Source organism: Haliea salexigens DSM 19537 (genome assembly GCF_000423125.1).
In the GTDB taxonomy this organism is placed as follows: domain Bacteria; phylum Pseudomonadota; class Gammaproteobacteria; order Pseudomonadales; family Halieaceae; genus Haliea; species Haliea salexigens.
On the sequence record NZ_AUHJ01000009.1, the window covers coordinates 35183 to 52440 of the forward strand.

16 protein-coding genes are annotated in these 17258 nt (G+C 61.7%); 6 read left to right on the forward strand and 10 right to left on the reverse strand.

From position 1 onward, the window contains the following. Window positions 1-4: 4 nt before the first annotated feature. Both G533_RS0111435 and G533_RS0111440 read right to left on the reverse strand, forming a co-directional pair. The gene (locus G533_RS0111435) at window positions 5-1384 is read right to left on the reverse strand and encodes a DsbA family protein (protein ID WP_027950069.1); all 1380 of its coding nucleotides are present in this window, start codon (window positions 1382-1384) and stop codon (window positions 5-7) included. Between the two features lie 21 nt (window positions 1385-1405). Beyond that, window positions 1406-1996, reverse strand: coding sequence for a TetR/AcrR family transcriptional regulator (locus G533_RS0111440; protein ID WP_027950070.1), 591 nt, complete (start codon window positions 1994-1996; stop codon window positions 1406-1408). A gap of 244 nt (window positions 1997-2240) precedes the next feature. On the opposite strand from G533_RS0111440, the gene G533_RS0111445 reads away from it, so the two are divergent. Next, window positions 2241-3626: an FAD-binding oxidoreductase gene (locus tag G533_RS0111445; protein ID WP_027950071.1), complete on the forward strand. Its 1386-nt coding sequence runs from the start codon at window positions 2241-2243 to the stop codon at window positions 3624-3626. Next, on the forward strand, window positions 3623-4018 hold the full coding sequence (locus G533_RS0111450) for an acyl-CoA thioesterase (RefSeq protein WP_027950072.1): 396 nt from the start codon (window positions 3623-3625) through the stop codon (window positions 4016-4018). The genes G533_RS0111445 and G533_RS0111450 overlap by 4 nt, the downstream gene beginning before the upstream one ends. Before the next feature lie 146 nt (window positions 4019-4164). On the opposite strand, the gene G533_RS0111455 is transcribed toward G533_RS0111450, so the two are convergent. Beyond that, entirely contained in the window at window positions 4165-4773 is a 609-nt protein-coding gene (locus G533_RS0111455; protein WP_035527840.1) for a DUF2959 domain-containing protein, read from the reverse strand. A 125-nt stretch (window positions 4774-4898) separates the two neighbouring features. Beyond that, window positions 4899-5339: an MgtC/SapB family protein gene (locus tag G533_RS0111460; protein WP_027950074.1), complete on the reverse strand. Its 441-nt coding sequence runs from the start codon at window positions 5337-5339 to the stop codon at window positions 4899-4901. Window positions 5340-5542: 203 nt separating this feature from the next. On the opposite strand from G533_RS0111460, the gene G533_RS21710 reads away from it, so the two are divergent. Then, on the forward strand, window positions 5543-7993 hold the full coding sequence (locus G533_RS21710; RefSeq protein ID WP_051230238.1) for a patatin-like protein: 2451 nt from the start codon (window positions 5543-5545) through the stop codon (window positions 7991-7993). Here the strand turns inward: G533_RS21710 and G533_RS0111470 are convergent. The 5 genes from G533_RS0111470 to G533_RS21720 form a co-directional block, all read right to left on the reverse strand. Then, complete coding sequence (locus G533_RS0111470) at window positions 7964-9820, reverse strand: DUF3604 domain-containing protein (protein ID WP_027950075.1); 1857 nt, start codon at window positions 9818-9820, stop codon at window positions 7964-7966. The two genes, G533_RS21710 and G533_RS0111470, sit on opposite strands and share 30 nt — an antisense overlap. Window positions 9821-9859: 39 nt before the next feature. Further along, window positions 9860-11056: a cytochrome P450 gene (locus G533_RS0111475; protein WP_027950076.1), complete on the reverse strand. Its 1197-nt coding sequence runs from the start codon at window positions 11054-11056 to the stop codon at window positions 9860-9862. 1 nt (window position 11057) lies between these two features. Continuing rightward, window positions 11058-11327 carry a cupin domain-containing protein gene (locus G533_RS21715; RefSeq protein WP_240472423.1) on the reverse strand — a complete coding sequence of 90 codons (270 nt, stop codon included), beginning with the start codon at window positions 11325-11327 and terminating at the stop codon, window positions 11058-11060. A 26-nt stretch (window positions 11328-11353) separates the two neighbouring features. Continuing rightward, a protein-coding gene (locus tag G533_RS0111485; protein ID WP_144079863.1) for an IS3 family transposase occupies window positions 11354-12480 on the reverse strand; the annotation gives its coding sequence in 2 pieces (ribosomal slippage) (window positions 11354-12234 and window positions 12234-12480; 1128 coding nt in all). A 74-nt stretch (window positions 12481-12554) separates the two neighbouring features. Continuing rightward, on the reverse strand, window positions 12555-12785 hold the full coding sequence (locus tag G533_RS21720; protein ID WP_205622605.1) for a cupin domain-containing protein: 231 nt from the start codon (window positions 12783-12785) through the stop codon (window positions 12555-12557). Between the two features lie 167 nt (window positions 12786-12952). Here G533_RS21720 and G533_RS23540 point away from each other — a divergent pair, with 167 nt between their 5' ends. The 3 genes from G533_RS23540 to G533_RS0111515 all read left to right on the forward strand — a co-directional run bounded on the left by G533_RS23540 (window position 12953) and on the right by G533_RS0111515 (window position 15711). Then, window positions 12953-13789, forward strand: a complete 837-nt coding sequence (locus G533_RS23540; protein WP_051230239.1) for a glycerophosphodiester phosphodiesterase — start codon at window positions 12953-12955, stop codon at window positions 13787-13789. A 96-nt stretch (window positions 13790-13885) separates the two neighbouring features. Then, window positions 13886-14332 carry a DUF2721 domain-containing protein gene (locus G533_RS0111510; protein WP_027950079.1) on the forward strand — a complete coding sequence of 149 codons (447 nt, stop codon included), beginning with the start codon at window positions 13886-13888 and terminating at the stop codon, window positions 14330-14332. 53 nt (window positions 14333-14385) lie between these two features. After that, a complete protein-coding gene (locus G533_RS0111515; RefSeq protein ID WP_084638960.1) occupies window positions 14386-15711 on the forward strand; it encodes a M20/M25/M40 family metallo-hydrolase in 1326 nt (441 codons plus the stop codon). A gap of 7 nt (window positions 15712-15718) precedes the next feature. Here the strand turns inward: G533_RS0111515 and G533_RS0111520 are convergent, their stop codons facing one another. Beyond that, window positions 15719-17080 carry an aspartate kinase gene (locus tag G533_RS0111520; protein ID WP_205622606.1) on the reverse strand — a complete coding sequence of 454 codons (1362 nt, stop codon included), beginning with the start codon at window positions 17078-17080 and terminating at the stop codon, window positions 15719-15721. Between the last annotated feature and the right edge of the window lie 178 nt (window positions 17081-17258).

The window sequence follows — 17258 nt, forward strand, 5'->3', positions numbered from 1 at the left end:
AGGCTCAACCCGCTTCGCGCAGGCGTAACTGGCGCCGGATGGCGCGGGCGATCAGCCACAGGCGATCCTGCCCCCACAGCGCCAGCAGCTGCGCCCCGCTCTCATCGAGCAATCTGAAACTGGGCACCCCCCAAAGGCCCGCCTGGTACATGGCCAGCCGGTTGTCCTCCAGCAGCTGCTCCCAACCCGGCTGGCCGAGGTGCACTGCTGCCGCCTGCCAGTCGAGGCCAGCCGACTCCACCACCTTGCGCAGGCCCCTGTCGCTATTGGTGTTGGTGCCCCTGGCGAACGCATGGGTGAGAAAGCTGGAGAGCAGCTCGTTGCCCTTGCCCTGAGCCACAGCCCAGGGGTATAGGGAATAGCAACGCCGGGCCGGCTCGCCTATGGGATCATAAAACCTGCCGTAGGGCACACCCGCCTCGCGTGCTTCACGCGCGGCGTCCATAAAGATGTAAAAGCCTTTCTCGCGGGTTGCCGGCACACCACGCATCACCATGGGTAGCACTGGCCGCACCGCCAGCCTGACGCCAGTATCACGCGCCAACTGCACGGCCCGATCGAACACGATGGCCGTGTAAGGGCTACGCAGAGACGCATAGAGCTCCAGCGTCAGGGTGCCAGTATCACGCAATCCCCCCGTCTCGATGTCGGGGCGCGGCACGAGCATGGGCTCGCCGGGATGGCGATCAAGGCCCAAGGCCGCAAGGCGCTTCTCCAGGTGATAGAGTCGGTCCACTCCCCAGTACCATTCTCCACCGTAATACAGCATGGCACCGGAGTAGTGTTTCAGGTGCGCCCTGCGCTCGCTGCCAGCGGCGATCGCTGCGGCGGTGCCCTGCCCGGAGGCGCTGCCGTGGGCAGCCGCCAGCGAAGCCAGCGCACCTGCGTCCTCGCTCCACAGCGCGCGCCCCACATCAGCAGCCAGTGCAATGAACCCGGCTGTGTCTTGCGCGGCGAGGATGGCGGCAGCCTGCTGCACGTTCGCCGGCGCCGGCGGCCCGGACTGCCTGGGGAATTCGAGGTTGTACTCCGGTGCCACCTGAAACGCGTCGTAGCGCGATAATTGCAGCAATAACGCAGGCTCGGCCACGTTGCGGCCTTGCGGCCCCGACACCAGGTGGCATTGCAACTCGACGGCGTAGCGCGCCACCAGCTGCGGCAGAACCTGCGCCACCAGGTGACTGTATCCATCATCAACCTGGTGAAAATACTCGATGCGGTGTGGCACGCCCTGCGCGCGACGCTTCTTTTCTGCCCGCGCCCGGCGCCTGTCAACCTGCCCAGGGCTGAACAGGCGGCTCATGAGGGTCGAGGTAACCCAGCGTTTCAGGGGGCCAGGGTCCATGGTGGCTGCCCCACCCTGCTCTGTGAATTGCTCAGCCATGCGCTGCACCTCTCTCGCGGGTCAAGGGTCTGGAACCAGCGGCCTGATGAGTTGGATAACAATGCGGGTACTGGTTTTCTTGCTCAGGCCCTGATGCTCACGCAGACGGTGCCACATCTCGAATGACGCAAGAGCGTCGACGGCTTCGCGGTCATCCGATGGCAGCGCATTCAGCTCCGGCATCCAGTCACTGAGGTTTTGCCGCAGGCCTCGCAACGCGCGCGCGTAGTTCTGCCGCAAAAACTCATAACGCCAACGCTGTGCAGCCGTGGACAGCATCACGTTGCCGATTTGCTCATAGGCATCGGCGTGACGCTCTATCGCATGGGTGAGCCGCTCGTTCAGTGTGCCCTCTCGGTCGCCACCGGTGAAAAGGTCTTTCCAGGTGGCACCCAGTTGTCCATTGACCGCCTCCGCCAATGCGCCCATGTCTTCGAAGTGGCGAAAGAAGGAGCGAATACCCACACCGGCGCGCTCCGCAATCTGCTGCGCCGTAGGCACCAGAACGCCCTCCTCCATGAAGGCCACCGCAGCCTGGATAATAGCCTGGCGACTGCGTTCGCTGCGTTGACGGCGCCCGTCGATGGCCTCGGTCTGCGTCGCTTTTGTCATGACGTTCTCACCCTGCCCACAGGGCCCGCATATAATGACATCTCATATGCAATATTCTGCCACGGGCAGGATGCAATGCCCAGCGGACTGCGCCGCCGGCACCGGCCGACCGCGGACTGACATCACAGGTCACCAGCAAAAACGTCGGGCACGGTGTATATTACGGCAAAGACCATAGACGCCTCGGCTGTGTATGTGTTGTGGCCAGCTGTCTATCGTTAAGAGAACAATCGAGAAACGTTTCATGCGCATCATTGATGAAATTCACGCTGTTGTCGGCACCAAGGGGGTACTCACGGGTGAGGACGTGCGCGCACGCCCCAATCACAGCTGGTGGCAGGGACAGTGCAAGGCCATGGCCATTGTGCGGCCTGCGAGCACCGAAGAGCTGTCAGCGGTGATGCGCATCTGCCACGCGCACAACCAGAGTGTGGTGCCCTGGGGCGGACTGAGCGGCCTGGTAGACGGTATCACCTGTACCGGTAGCGACATCGTGATTACGCTGGAAAGAATGCAGGCCATTGAGCAACTGGACGACATCGCCGGTGTGATGACGGTGCAGGCCGGTGCCATTGTGCAAACGGTGCAGGACGCGGCTGCGGCCGCAGGTTGGCTCTTTGCCGTGGACTTCGGTGCGCGCGGCAGTGCCCATATCGGCGGCATGATCGCCACCAACGCCGGCGGCAACAGTGTGGTGCGCTACGGCATGGCGCGGGAGCAGGTACTGGGACTGGAGGCGGTACTTGCCGATGGCACCGTCATCAGCTCGATGAACGAAATGCTGAAAAACAATGCGGGGTACGACCTCAAGCAGCTGTTCATCGGCTCCGAGGGCACACTGGGCATTGTCACCCGGGCGGTCCTGCGGCTGCGCCCCGCACCCAGCGCCACCCAGACGGCCTTTGTCGCGGTGGAGAATTTTTCATCTCTGCTGCAGGTGCTGCGGCGCCTGGGCACCGACCTCGAAGGCAAGCTCAGCGCCTTTGAAGTCATGTGGAACAACCACTACCAGCTGTTGGTGGAGGAAACCCGGCGCCACCAGGCCTTCCTGCCCACGCACCACGCCTTTTATGTACTGGTGGAGGCGCAGGGCGCGGACAGCGAAACCCTGGAGGCGCAGTTCACGGCGGTCATGGCTGGCCTGCTGGAAGACGACCATGTGGTCGATGCGGTGATCGCGCAAAGCGGCCAGCAGGCCGATCAGCTCTGGGCCATGCGCGATGATGTGGAAGCGCTGGTGCACTGCATCAACCCCATCGCGGTCTTTGATGTCAGCCTGCCCATTCGACATATGGAGAGCTACATCAACGACCTGCTCGCCGCCCTGGAGCAACACTGTCCCGGCACAAGGCTGGTGTGTTTCGGCCATATGGGCGATGGTAACCTGCACCTCGGCATTGGCCCCGCCCACGAGCGTCACCGTATTGAGCGCATCGTCTACGAACATCTGGTGCCGCTGCATGGCTCAGTCTCGGCCGAACATGGTATCGGCCTGGAGAAGCGCGAGTTCCTGCACTGCAGCCGTTCGCCGGCGGAAATCGCCCTCATGCGCACGTTAAAGCAGGCGCTGGACCCCAAAGGCCTGCTGAACCCGGGCAAGGTCCTGCCACCGACAGAGACAACAACATGAAGTTCTATTCGCGTAAATGGGTAAAACCGGAAAACCTGAACCCGCACGGCAGCCTGTTCGGGGGCCAGTTACTCAGCTGGATCGACGAAGAGGCCGTCATCTACGCCATGTGCCAGCTGGGCAGGAACCGGCACCTGGTCACCAAGTTCATGTCGGAAATCAATTTCGTCAGCTCCGCCCACCAAGGTGACATCATTGAAATGGGCGTGGAAGTGATCGCCTGTGGCCGCACCTCGGTCACGCTGCGGGCCGAGGTCAGGAACAAACTGACCAAACAGACCATCATCTCCATCGACCGTATTGTGTTTGTGAACCTGGACGACGACGGCGCTCCCCTGCCTCACGGCTACGCCTGGCCGGGCGCGGAGGCCAGCGTCGAGGGCGAGCCCTAGGCCGCGCTGTCCGTATCGCTGACGATACGTCCGGGCCGGAGGCATACTCATTGACACATTGCGCTTCGCGAGAACATCCCTGATGCCCGTGTAGTGAACGCTCGGGGCCTGCTGCTCATTCCACCGAGCAGCAACCCAGACTACGGCTATTGCATGGAATCCATGAAGCGGCTCGCCTCGGCGATGGACTCTTCCATATCTGCTATCAGCGAGGCAGTGGCCTGCTCTATCGTGTTCAGCTCGCCCTGCAGGGAGCCGATGGCACGCGCGTTCAGGTTGTGGCGAAGAAAGGTAACGTGATCCTTCAGGATAGTAAGGACGGGCTCCATGGAGCGCTCCGCCCGCTGCATGGCTTGCAACATGACCGCATACTCAGAGCGCGTTTCGTTCAGCAGTTTTCGACTTTGCCGTGCCATCCCGGCATCTGCAAAGTCATCTATCTCACCATCCCATTCATCGAAGAGGTCCTCCGCCACTGACTCTACGGCTTCGATGCGCGCAGACACTTCTTCTGCATCACGCTCGCAGCGCTGGTATTCAGCGTTGAGGCGATCGTAAACCTTCTCGAGTTCGCCACCGTCGACATCGATAATACTGCGATACTGTTCCAGTGCGGAGGCGAACTGCGTCTTGGCCTCTTCCTGAGACTCCCGGGTATCGTCAATCCGATCCACTAGAATCTCGCGCTTTTCAATTCCAAGCTTCTCCAGCGCCCCGTAATAGGTGCTGGAGCACCCGGTCAGTATCAACAACATCACAAGGCATGACAGGGGACTACGCAAGCGAACGGGAACACACATCATTTTTTTCTCCACATAGCGAGTTTTTTCACAGCCTACACCAAAGGATAGCCAGAGCTACGTCGCCCAACGCCACTCGGCTAATCAGCGGCGTCTGCACGCGGGTGCATCTTGATGAGACCAGAAAACTGAAAGATCAGAAATCCAATGGCCGACAGCACCAGGGCGATTTCATAGCGAGCGTACGCCACGGACAACCCGATCGCACCGGTGAGCCATAGACCCGCTGCCGTCGCAGTACCTTGGGCCCGACTTCCCCGCTTGATAATGGAACCGCCGCCAATGAAGCCCATGCCCGTGATGATGCCATACATAATGCGTGCCTCGGCTTCCCCCTCATCGTAGACGTCCATACCCACAAGCATGAAGGCGCAGGAGGCGATGGCAACCAGGGGAAAGGTTCGCAACCCGGCCCCGTAAGCCCGGTATTCTCGATTAATCGCAATGGGCAAGGCCAGAATGAACGCGATGCCGATTTTGTACAAATGATGCCAGACAAGCTGGAAATCGATCTCGATCATGTTGAGCTCCCGGATAAGCCGCGCAGGTGCCCGGCCCGATGTCGCCGTGAAAGCTGATCGTACCCAGAGTCGCAGCGACGCGAAACCGCTGCTCTGGATTGAGCGCAGCTGAAACTATAGTATGGCAATAGAATCTGTGCATCAGCCAACGCCGTCCACGCTCGAATCGCGCAGCCGTGCACCAAGGCCATCAAGGAGCCTGCATGAACGCCAACCAAGCACCCGACGCGGTACCCGAGCGGGAGCTGCGGCTTGCGCTCGTGTGCTACGGCGGTGTTTCTCTCGCGGTATACATGCACGGTGTCACGCGGGAAATCCTCAAACTGGTTCGCGCCTCCCGGGCCTACCACGCTGTGCCGGAAGATGCGGCCAGCGACGCAAGCTATACCGATGCCGCGCCCCATCGCGGTGAGCTCGACACCGAAACCGTGTACTTTGAACTGTTGCAACAGATTGGCGGGCATGTGCGCCTGCGCGTACTGGTGGACGTGATCGCGGGCGCCTCTGCCGGCGGCATCAACGGTATCATGCTGGCGCGCGCGCTGGCCTTCGACCTGTCGCTGGATGCACACCGCAAGCTCTGGCTGGACCTTGCCGACATCGAGGCACTGCTCGACCCAGCCGCGCGGCCCTCGCGCCTGTCCAAACTCTACATGCGCCCGTTGTTCTGGTTTGCGGGGCTGCTGCGCAAACGCCGTAACCGCCAAGCGGGTGGCGCGGGTGAAGACCCCGAGGTGCTGCAGAACCTGTCCCTGTTCATGCGCTCGCGCTGGTTCGAGCCACCTTTCTCTGGCCCCACCATGAGCAACATGATGCTCGACGCCCTGGAATCGCTCGGCGAGGAACAGGCCGATGGCTGTCAGTCGCTGTTGCCGCCCGGACTGCCCCTCGAACTGTTCGTGACGACCACCGACTTCTGGGGGTCGCCGCAAACCATTCCACTGCACGACCCAGCGACCGTGCGCGAACGCGAACACCGCCACACATTCCACTTCCATCACCAGTTCAGCAAGAACTGCGACCTGCACCCTTCCACACTGGGACGCGATCACCTGCCCTCGCTCGCTTTTGCCGCACGCGCCACCAGTAGTTTTCCCGGCGCATTCCCGCCCCTGCGTCTCGCGGAAATGGACGCGGTACTGGAACAACGCAACACCGGCTGGGCCGGCAGGGGCGCCTTTATTGCCCGACAGCTGCGCAGAGCCCGACGCGCAGGCGAGAGCGCGGACGAATCCGCCTTCATCGACGGCAGCGTGCTGATGAACAAGCCCGTGTCCGTGGCACTGGACGCCGTACAGCGCCACCCCGCACACCGTGAGACTGACCGCCGGCTGGTGTATCTCGAGCCGAACCCGGAGCCCGAGCGCGAGACAGCGCGCGAAGCACCCGGTTTCTTTACTACCATTCTCGGCGCGCTCTCGACCATCCCGCGGCACCAGCCAATTCGCGATGATCTGGACTGGATTGCCGCGTTCAACAACAAGGTACAACTGCATCGTGAGGTCGCCGACGGCGTGCGCAGCCAGGTGCTCGTCGCCATCGGCAGCCACCTTGAAAGCACGCTGACAGCAACACCCACAGCGGCGACCATTGCCCACTGGGGCAAAGAAGCGAACATGCGCGCCGCCATGGACGCCGGTTACGCCTACGAGGGCTATTCGCGGCTGAAAGTACTGGGCTTGCTGGATGAGCTGGCGGAACTGTTTCAGCGCAGCACGCGCGGACTGACGCGCACCGAAGCCGTCGCCCGCCTGCAAGCCTGGGCGCGCATGGCGCGCATCCGCCCGCTGGGTGACACCGCCAGCAGCGCACGGTATCAGGAGGGTGCCCCCTGGGTACGCTTCCTGCGCAACTACGATATGCGCCATCGGCTGCGCCGGGTGATGTTGCTGATTCGCCGCGTGAACGAGCTGTACACCGACCCGGATACTCTGACGATTGCCGATTACCGCGAGCATCTCGATCGGCTCAAATTGCGTCTCTACGCCCGCGCAGAAACGCTGCGCGAACACATGGACTGGCGCGGCGAGCACCTGCAGCGCCCCTCCACCGAATGCCTCGATGATCACCTGAACGACTTTCTGGTCAGGGTGCGCGAACGCTTGGACCTGATTGAGTTCGATGCCGCCCTGGAGAGTGACCTGGCGGCCTGGTGTGGCGAAGTCGGCGCCCGAAGCATGATGCGTGAAGTGCTCACCACCTACCTGGGCTTTGCACATTACGATGTGCTGACCTACCCCATGAGCCAGAGTCGGGAAATGGATACCATGGAGCAGATCAAGGTCGACCGCATTGCGGTAGACGATGCCAACAGCCTGCGCCAGGGCGGCGCGCGGGAGATTCTCAAGGGCGTACAGTTCGGTAATTTCGGTGCGTTTTTTTCCCGCCGCTTTCGTGAGAACGACTACCTCTGGGGCCGCCTGACCGCCGCGGAACGGCTGGTGGATATTGTCGGCAGTGCGGCCCCGGAAGCCGTCGCTGCGGGGCTGGACCTGCAGGACTACAAGCGACGGCTATTCCTGGCTGTCCTGCGCGCCGAAGCACCACACCTCACGGGAATCAGCGAGATGATCGCCGACCTGAAAGCCAGCGCACACGCCATGGAAAACGACTCCGCCGCCGCGTCAACCGCCGGGTCGGTACCAGACCGGTGAGGTATACGCCCGCTCCTGCAAGGTAGAGGGGAAACCCTCGGCCTCCCGTTGCTTCAGTGCCAGCGCATCCAGCAGTGAATGGCGCGGCGTGGGAATCTGCAGCACGCGCACGTAATAGAACGCAGCCTGTGTCGGGTCAAAATCCGGATCCTGCCAAAGCGCGGCCAGGCGCGGCGCGCCAATACTGTTATCCCACTCGCCTGTGCCCAGGTTCACCGTATTACCCACGGCCGGGAGATCACCCGTCGCATCCGGCTCGCGCGCACCCGACCAGACAACGTCATAGATACGTTCGTGCGTATCGCCGGCCGCATCGATCCAGCCCTTGATCACCTGGATACGGTCGAGGTTGGCGCCCACCGGGTCACGCGAGGCCTGCACCAGAATCTGCGGGCCAGCTGCACCATCGGTTGCCGCAAGCTCACCGCCCATGGGCACCCCGGCCGCGGCCGCGGCCTGCCAGTCTTCCGCACTGTCTGTGCCCACCACGGGCAGGTTCCAACCCGCGAACAGCCGTACACCGATGCGCGGACCCGTGGTGGCATAGACTTCACGTCGACGCATTGCTTCCAGTATGGATTCCCGTGTGTTGCTCTCTGCCCAAACCGCCGCGAGCCCCGAGGCAGACATTGCCCAACCGCTGGGCCCCTCTTCCTCTGCCCAGCGGTTTGTCTTGTTCTCGGGAATGGAGTCGGTGGCGAGTTTGCCGTGAAAGTTTCCTTCCTCTGCCGAAGACAGGCTGGTGTGCGAATCCGTGGAGCCGATAAAACCGAGCTGATAGGGGTTTACACCCAACGACGCTTCCAGTACCAGCCCCCGCAACAGCGCCGGGCGCAGGAAATCGCCCGCTGCGGGGGTGTAGGAACTGGCGCCCTGCTGAATATAAAACGGGTAATTCTCGAAATCCGCAAATGCGTCATCGGGTGACAGCGCTGGGTGCGTCTCGGAATCACCCTTGATTTGTGTGATTTCTGCCACCGGCTCCCAATAACTGCGCACGCTGGCCAGCTCCTCGCTGAGGGGTTCACCGCGCAGGGTGGTTTCATCGAACATGTAGCCCTTGGAAATATTCGCGTTGTGCGGAATCGCAATAAAGTCGTCACCGGTTTCTTCGGCAGTGGCCGCCAGCCACTGCCACAGATCTTCAGGATACTGACTGTCGTCCAGGCCAAAAGGCTCGTATTTACGCGCACTGCGCGCATCCCCATCGGTCATCACCACACGGTGCAGGTTTGCGCCCCCGGGAATCGAGCTCCACTCCCAACCGATCAGCGCGGTAAAGCGTCCGGGATCGTTGTAGCGATCAGCGGTCTCGGCAATCTGGCGCCAGGTATCCGCTTCCACCGACAACATCGGCGGAATCATGCTGGAGCCGACCCGCATAGTCGCCGCGGCCTCGCGCGGGTCGTCCGTGGACTTGGGCAATACCGACATGAACAGCTCGCGGCCGCGGCCTGCGTCCACGCGCCGTCGCAGCAGCCAGCCCACAAAATCGGCCTTGAGCCCATCGACAAAACCCAGCTCCACGCCGTCCGAGCCGTTGTAGTAAAGGTGGCGGATAACCCCCATGTATTCCGCGTGGTCAGACACCACCAGGAAATCCAGTGGCGTTTCAATTTGCAGCCGCGCATGGTGGTAGGGATGCACTACCGGCAAGCCCTGCGCGTACCGGTAGGCCGTGTCCGGGTCGGCCAGAAGGTTGTTGTTGGCAAAGGCGTCGGAGGAATAGGTGGTATGCAGGTGCGTATCGCCCCACAACAGCGTTTTTTCCTGTGCGCTGGCCAGTATCGGCAGAAGCAACGCAGCGATAAAAAGCGGTCGGCGCATGGAGTGTGTCCTGTTCTTGTTATTGATGGATGTGCATGCTCAGGCGGCCAGCAGGCGCACCGGCATCTGTTTGAAGGCATGAATACTGTTGGAGCGGATAAACACCGGGTCGCCTGTCCGTTCCACTCCGGCGAAGGCGCGGAAGAATTCCTCGAAGAAGATCCGCGCCTCCATGCGCGCCAGGTTGGCGCCAAGGCAGAGGTGAATGCCGTGACCGAAAGCGAGATGCGGATTCGGCGTGCGTGTGATGTCAAAGCGCCGCGCGTCGGCAAACACCTCCTCGTCGAAATTGCCCGAGCTGTACAACATCACCACACGCTCTCCCTCGCGGATGGGCTGCCCGCGTATCTCCGTATCGCAGGTTGCCGTGCGGCGAAAATAGTGCAGCGGGCAGGTCCAGCGCAACATTTCTTCAATCGCCAGCGGCAATGCGCTGGGATGGGCCGCGAGCTGTCGGTACAGGCCCGGGGTGCGCAGTAACTGATCCATGCCAGAGCTGATCAGGCCTCGCGTGGTTTCGTTGCCGGCAACCGCGAGCTGAACAAAGAGTGAGGCGAACTCCATCTCCGATACAGTGTGGCCATCGATCTCCTGGTTGACCAGCAGCGACACGAGGTCCTCTCCCTTGCCGTCGCGGCGCTCTGCCGCCAGCGAGTAACCGTAGCTGCCCATGTCGATCGACGCCTGAGTGACCTCCTCCGGCGTGCCGCCCAGGTCCGGGTCTGAGCCGGAGGTTTGCACATCGGACCAGTGCCGTATCTGTGGCCACATGTCTTCGGGAATATCGAGCAGCGAGCAGATCACCGCCGTCGGCAGGTCGCCTGCCAGGTCATCGACGAAATTGATTTCCGTGCCACAGCGAGCATCGACCATGATGCGCCGGGCAATCTCGCGCACCCGCGGCTCCAGCTCCGCCAGGCGGCGCGAGGTAAAGCGCGTAATCACCGCACGGCGAATGGGGCCGTGGTTGGGCGGATCCATACCCAGCAGCTGATTCTGCACCATGCCCAGGATCTCCGGTGGCATGTCGTCCACCATGACAAAACCGCGCTGGGCAGAGAAGGTCTTGAAGTCACGGGACACGGCAACAATATCGGCATGCTTGCTCAATACCCAGTAGCCTCCCCCGTCGGGATGGGGGTGCCAGTACACTGGCGCATGCTCGCGCAGCCAGGCGAACTGGGCATGCGGAATACCCTGCACGTAGGCGTCCGGGCTGTAGATATCAATCTCCATGTCAGCCCACCAACACATTGGGGCGTGGCAAGCCCTGCTGCTCACACATGGCGAGGTAGAACTCCAGGGTCAGACCACCATCGGTCACCGAGGTGATGTTTCCGGCCTCGTCGAGGTTGATGTTGGAGCCGGTCATGTGGAACCAGACCCGCGTGTTGTCCTCAACACACTGCAGTGTGTGCACTGAGCCCGCAGGCTCGTACAGGAAAGACCCTGCCCGATTGACGTAGTCGTAAGAGGTGGCCCCAGTTCTTTGAACAGCAATACCCATTCTATAAGTGGATGCCTGCCCGAGGTTTAAGCTGCCATGGGTAGTGGCAGCGATTCAAAGTAAAACTGATCCGGTGTCTGCCGGTCAAGACTGCTGTGTGGGCGGCGGCTGTTATAGAACCGAAAGTAGCGATCCAGTCCTGCCTTGGCAGCTGACACAGTATCGTACGCATGTAGGTACACTTCTTCATATTTCACTGATCGCCACAAGCGCTCTACGAACACGTTGTCTCGCCAGGCCCCCTTGCCGTCCATGCTGATCTGGATACCATTGTCCTTGAGAAGGCCCGTGAATGCCTGGCTGGTGAACTGACTGCCCTGATCGGTGTTCATGATCTCTGGTTTGCCATGCCGCTCTATGGCCTCCTCAACAGCCTCCAGGCAAAAGTGGACGTCCATGGTGGTCGAGACCTTCCAGGCCATTACGCGGCGAGAGAACCAGTCCACCACAGCCGCAAGATAGATAAACCCGCGCGCCATGGGAATGTAGGTGATGTCCATCGCCCACGCTTGGTTGGGTCGTGTCACTGCGAGATTACGCAGTAAATACGGATAGACTTTGTTCTCCGGGTGTCGGCGCGTGGTCCTGGGTTTGCGGTACAGCGCCTCAATGCCCATGAGCCTCATCAAGCGGGAGACCTTTGAGCGGCCCGCCTTGTGGCCTTCCTGCCGCAGTAGATCCCGCAACATTCGAGCGCCGGCAAAAGGTAGCTCCAAGTGCAGCCGGTCGATGCGATTCATCAGCATCTGGTCGCGCGGGGAGATTGGCCTGGGCTGGTAGTACACCGTACCTCTGCTGATATCCAGCAGCCTGGCCTGACGCGAGATGGGGAGTTTGTGTTTGCAGTCGATCATCGTTTTGCGCTCAGCAATCCCGCTTTGGTGAGCGCGCCGCCTAAAAAATCGACTTCCAGGGTTAGCTCGCCGATCTTGGCGTGCAGTGCCTTCACATCAACAGGCGGCTCCCTGGATTCATCGCCCCCAAAGACGTCGGCAGAGCGCTCCAGCAGCTGCGTTTTCCACTGGGTGATTTGATTGGGATGCACATCGAAACGTTCCGCGAGCTCCGCCATCGTCTGTTCACCCTTGAGGGCCTCCAGCGCCACCTTGGCTTTGAACTGGGGTTTGTGATTACGGCGAGGTCTTCTGGCCATAGTGATTCTCCTGAATATGGGCAATACGATGCCCTATGTCAGGCAGGGAATCCACTTACAGCGCTGTTCAGATTTCAGGGGCCACCTCTGTATTCCTTGTACTTCCAGGCACCGCTGGTGGTAAAGCCGTAGACCGGGCCTGTATGACGGTGCGTCTCCACCTCATAACCCGCGTGGAATATGTTCTCGATTACCCAGATACCCTCATCCGGCTTGACCTGCAACACTTTGAGCTGGCTGCCATCACCGATATCGACGAAGGGCAAATCGTGGTTGCCGATGTGCACGGCGAGCGGCATGTTCATGAGAAGGCTCCACTGCATGGTGTTGGAAGTTGGTGCCAACACGGGTGACTATTGATTATTAGCTGAGGATACTGTGTGCCTGTGCCGGCAACAAGTAGCGCGCCAGCATGTTCGGAGGACGAGCGACAAAGCAGTTGCTGCCATTGGATGCCGACACGGAACGGCGTATGGTTCATTTACGACCCACCTTCAGGATCATCATGCCCGGCATCAGCAGCCTGTTGAACAGTCTTGCCAATCAAGTGTGGAGCATCGGTCCCGGCTCGCGTGCAACACTGCGGGGCCGTGAGGTCAAACTGATTGCGCACCGGGGCGCACACGGTCCCGGCATTGCCGAGGAAAATACCGCAGCCGCTTTCGCACACTGCGTAACGGCGGGGGTCTGGGCGGTGGAGACCGACATCCGACTGACCGCCGACGGGCATCCCGTGATCTACCACGATCCCCATTGCGGACGCCTGCACGGCAGGCCCGAGTTGACGATTGCGCACAGCACCCTGGCCGAACTGCGTGCAGCGGTGCCAGCACTTTTCACGCTGGCCGAGCTGGTGGACGACTTCGCGGGCAAGGTGCATCTGATGCTCGAAGTGAAGGAGTCGTGGCGTGAGCGCCCCGCCTACCCGCAGCGGATCATGGACTGCCTGACGGCGCTGGAGCCCGTGCGGGACTTCCACCTGCTTTCCCTGGTGCCCGATCACCTGGAGGGATTTCCCGATCTGCCGCGCGCCGCGTGCGTGGACGTCGCCTGGATGAACACAGGGCGCATCATTGCCGAGAATGCCTCACTGGGCCACGGGGGACTCGCCGGTTCGTTCGCCCTGCTGGGACGACGGCGCCTGCAACGGCTGCACGCCGCCGGGCGTACAGTGGGCACCGGTTTTGTGACCCGGCCCGGCGCTCTGCGCCGCGAAGTCTACCGCGGCGCCGACTGGATCTTCACGGACCACGCGCTCAGGCTGCAAACGCTCATCAACCACGAGCAAAAGGGCGATCGCCGCGGTTGATACCGGGACTTCGCTCAGGGCTGTTCATTTGCCAGCACATCGCGCGTGGCGCAGAATGACCGACCGTACACGCCGCCATGCCGCAGGGAGATATTCATGGCCGATTCCGTCACCGCCCTCGCCAGCATTATCCAGATCGCCGTGGCCCCGGTATTCCTGCTGGCGGGCATTGCCGGCTTTCTCAACGTCATGTCAGGGCGGCTGGGGCGGATTGTCGACCGCGCACGGGTACTGGAGCGACGCGTCAACACCGTCAGCGATGACACCCGGCTGGCCATCGTCAGCCGTGAACTGCGCACCCTGTGGCGACGGGTCAAGATCATCAACTGGTCAATCGGTATGTGTACTGCCTCTGCCCTTATGGTTTGCGTGGTGGTGGTCAGCCTGTTCATCGGTGATTTCCTGGCGATTCACATTGAAACCTTCGTGGTTATTACGTTCGTGCTCGGACTGCTGTTGCTCATCGTGGCACTGGTGCTGTTTCTCAAGGAAGTGCAGCTCGCCACCCGCGTCCTGGTGGCCGGACTGGAGTACGGCGATTGAGCAGCGCCGCCGACATCACCTCATTCATTCATATCGCAGGGAGCTCGACTCGCGTGAACACTTACTTTCGCCTGTTTCTTGTCACCACCCTCTCGCTGTGGTGGGCCGTGCATACACACGCGTCCAGCCCCGAGTCGCAACCCGCGGTGGAGCAGCGCCTGGTGGACCACATTGACCGCCAACAGCCGGTCGCACTCGATCTACTGGTCCGCAGTGTGAACACCAACAGCGGCACCATGAACCTGGCCGGTGTGCGCGAAGTCGGCGATCTGTTCAGTGAAGCCTTCGCGCAACTCGGCTTCGCCGTGGAGTGGGTGGAGGGTGCCAGCTTCCAGCGTGCGGGCCACCTGGTTGCGCGCTATGCCGGTGCAGAGGCGCGTCGCAAGGTGCTGTTGATCGGTCACCTGGATACCGTGTTCGAACCGGACAGCCCGTTCCAGCGCTTCACTCGCATCGACGACGAGCACGCCACCGGCCCCGGCATCGCCGACATGAAGGGCGGCAACGTCATCATGCTGCAGGCGCTATCCGCCTTGCGCGCCAACGGTGTACTGGAGCAACTGGACGTCACCGTCGTACTCACCGGTGATGAGGAATTGAGCGGCAAACCATTGGCGCTTTCCAAACAGGCCCTGGTTGACGCCGCGCGCCACGCCGACGTGGCACTGGGTTTCGAGAATGGGGACGGCGACTATCGCACCGCCAATGTATCGCGGCGCGGCAGCGTGAGCTGGCGGCTTGACGTTACCGGCACCCCCGCGCACTCCTCCCAGGTGTTTCGTGAGGACATCGGGTCGGGCGCCATCTACGAGGCCGCGCGGATTATCAGCGCCTTCCACGACGATGACGCGCTGCGGGGTGAGGAGTATCTCACCTTCAACCCGGGACGTATGGCCGGTGGCACCACGCTGCGCAACAACCCGGTGGACAACACCACCAGCACCTACGGCAAAAGCAACGTGGTGGCAGAATTCGCACTGGTGGAAGGCGATATTCGCGCCCTGTCGGCGGAACAACTGACGCGCAGCAAGGCGCGCATGCAGGCCATCGTGGCAGAACACCTGCCCCAGACTACGGCGGAACTCGCCTTCGACGAGGGCTACCCGCCCATGGCGCCCTCCGCCGGCAATCTGCGCTTGCTGGCGCTCTACTCACAGGTCAGTGAAGACCTGGGGTTTGGGCCGGTGACAGCAGTCAATCCGCTGCGTGCCGGGGCGGCGGATATTTCCTTCGCCGCAGACCACGTGGACATGGCCATCGACGGCCTGGGCATGAGCGGCAGCGAAGGCCACACGGTCAACGAAACGGGCTACCTGCCCTCCCTAGCCCTGCAAGCCAAGCGCGCCGCCGTATTGCTCTACCGACTGGCGCAGGAATAGCCTGGAGCTAGCCAATAAAGGCGTTGTAAATTGCGCGCAGCGCCGGAGCGTAATCGTCTGGCGCTACACCCACGATGATATTCAACTCCGAGGCGCCCTGATTGATCAGCCGCACGTTCACGCCGGCGCTTGCCAGTGCGCTGAATACCTTGGCTGCAATACCCGGTGTGCGCGCCATTTCTTCGCCGACGATGGCGATGAGCGCAATGCTCGGCACGTACTCCAGCTCGTCGGGCTCCAGCGTACGGCGAATTTCATCCAGCAGGCCGTCGACCCTCCCCTCCAGCCAGCATGACTCCAGCACCACGCTCACGCTGTCAATCGCCGAGGGGCAATGCTCGAAGGGAATGTCATTGTGCTCGAGCACACCCAGCAGGCGATACACGAAGCCCACTTCGCGGTTCATCAGGTGCTTGCCTATGGTGATCATGGCAAAGTTCGACTTGCCTGCTACGCCGGCTATCTGTGTGCTCTGGATAACCTCGGGCGAGAGCTCGGCAACAATGCGCGTACCCGGATGTTCCGGCTCGTTCGTATTGCGAATATTGACCGGTATACCCACCTCGCGCACCGGCGCCATGGCTTCGTCATGCAAAACGCTGGCACCCATGTAGGACAGTTCGCGAATCTCTGCGTAGGTCACCTCGGCCATGGGACGGGGGTTGGGCACAATACGCGGATCCGCCATCAACAGCCCGGACACATCGGTCCAGTTTTCATACAGCGAGGCATGCGCTGCGCGCGCGGCAACCGCGCCACTGACATCGGAACCACCGCGGGAAAACGTGCGTACTTCGCCTTTTCCATCGCATCCGTAAAAACCCGGCACCACGTAACGGCGGGTGCTGTCCTGCAGGCGTGCGCCGAGCAGTGCCCAGGTGGCGGGATCAACCAGGCCGTTGCTGCCAATGACCACGCATTCCGCTGGCTCGACAAACTCGGCGCCCAGCCATGCCGCCAACAGCAGGCCCGAGAAATGCTCCCCGCGCGATGCCGCAAAGTCCGCGCTCACGCCTGCCGCGAGCTGCGCCCGAAAGTGCTCCAGGTGCTCGTGCATCATCGGCTGCATGCCCAGCTCCTGCTCAATCGCCGCAAAACGCTCGGCCACCTGGGCAAACGGCGCGGAGAAATCGGCGTTCATACTCGCCGCGTGATGGCAGAGATACAGCAGGTCCGTGACCTTGGTATCTGCGCTGTCGCGCTTGCCGGGAGCCGAGGGCACTATGATGCTGCGACGCGGATCCGCCTCGATAATCGCCCTCACCTTGCGCAGCTGTGCCGCGCTCGCCAGGCTGGAACCGCCGAATTTACATACGATACGCTGCTGGGCAGACGCACTTCCCGCCACTGCCTGATCTTGATCCGTCACTGCGATAATCCTGTACGCTCGCACACCGCCGTTATGGGGTGCCATAAAGCTGCACAGTTTACTGGATAGGCAGGGTTTAGCTGAAGAGGTTGCGCGAAACTGGCTGAGCCAGAAAGAACGCCACGCGCTGCTGGCCCAATAACGGCGATAACGCGTACACTCCTCCACACCAACGACC

Bases quoted from the DNA above. Each gene is read 5' to 3' on its own strand.
- G533_RS21720 (WP_205622605.1), bottom strand. From the start codon at position 12,785: ATGAACATGCCGCTCGCCGTGCACATCGGCAACCACGATTTGCCCTTC.
- G533_RS0111475 (WP_027950076.1), bottom strand. From the start codon at position 11,056: ATGGAGATTGATATCTACAGCCCGGACGCCTACGTGCAGGGTATTCCG.
- G533_RS0111435 (WP_027950069.1), bottom strand. From the start codon at position 1,384: ATGGCTGAGCAATTCACAGAGCAGGGTGGGGCAGCCACCATGGACCCT.
- G533_RS0111445 (WP_027950071.1), top strand. From the start codon at position 2,241: ATGCGCATCATTGATGAAATTCACGCTGTTGTCGGCACCAAGGGGGTA.
- G533_RS0111460 (WP_027950074.1), bottom strand. From the start codon at position 5,339: ATGATCGAGATCGATTTCCAGCTTGTCTGGCATCATTTGTACAAAATC.
- G533_RS21710 (WP_051230238.1), top strand. From the start codon at position 5,543: ATGAACGCCAACCAAGCACCCGACGCGGTACCCGAGCGGGAGCTGCGG.
- G533_RS0111440 (WP_027950070.1), bottom strand. From the start codon at position 1,996: ATGACAAAAGCGACGCAGACCGAGGCCATCGACGGGCGCCGTCAACGC.
- G533_RS0111470 (WP_027950075.1), bottom strand. From the start codon at position 9,820: ATGCGCCGACCGCTTTTTATCGCTGCGTTGCTTCTGCCGATACTGGCC.
- G533_RS23540 (WP_051230239.1), top strand. From the start codon at position 12,953: ATGGTTCATTTACGACCCACCTTCAGGATCATCATGCCCGGCATCAGC.
- G533_RS0111450 (WP_027950072.1), top strand. From the start codon at position 3,623: ATGAAGTTCTATTCGCGTAAATGGGTAAAACCGGAAAACCTGAACCCG.
- G533_RS21715 (WP_240472423.1), bottom strand. From the start codon at position 11,327: ATGGGTATTGCTGTTCAAAGAACTGGGGCCACCTCTTACGACTACGTC.
- G533_RS0111455 (WP_035527840.1), bottom strand. From the start codon at position 4,773: ATGTTGTTGATACTGACCGGGTGCTCCAGCACCTATTACGGGGCGCTG.
- G533_RS0111510 (WP_027950079.1), top strand. From the start codon at position 13,886: ATGGCCGATTCCGTCACCGCCCTCGCCAGCATTATCCAGATCGCCGTG.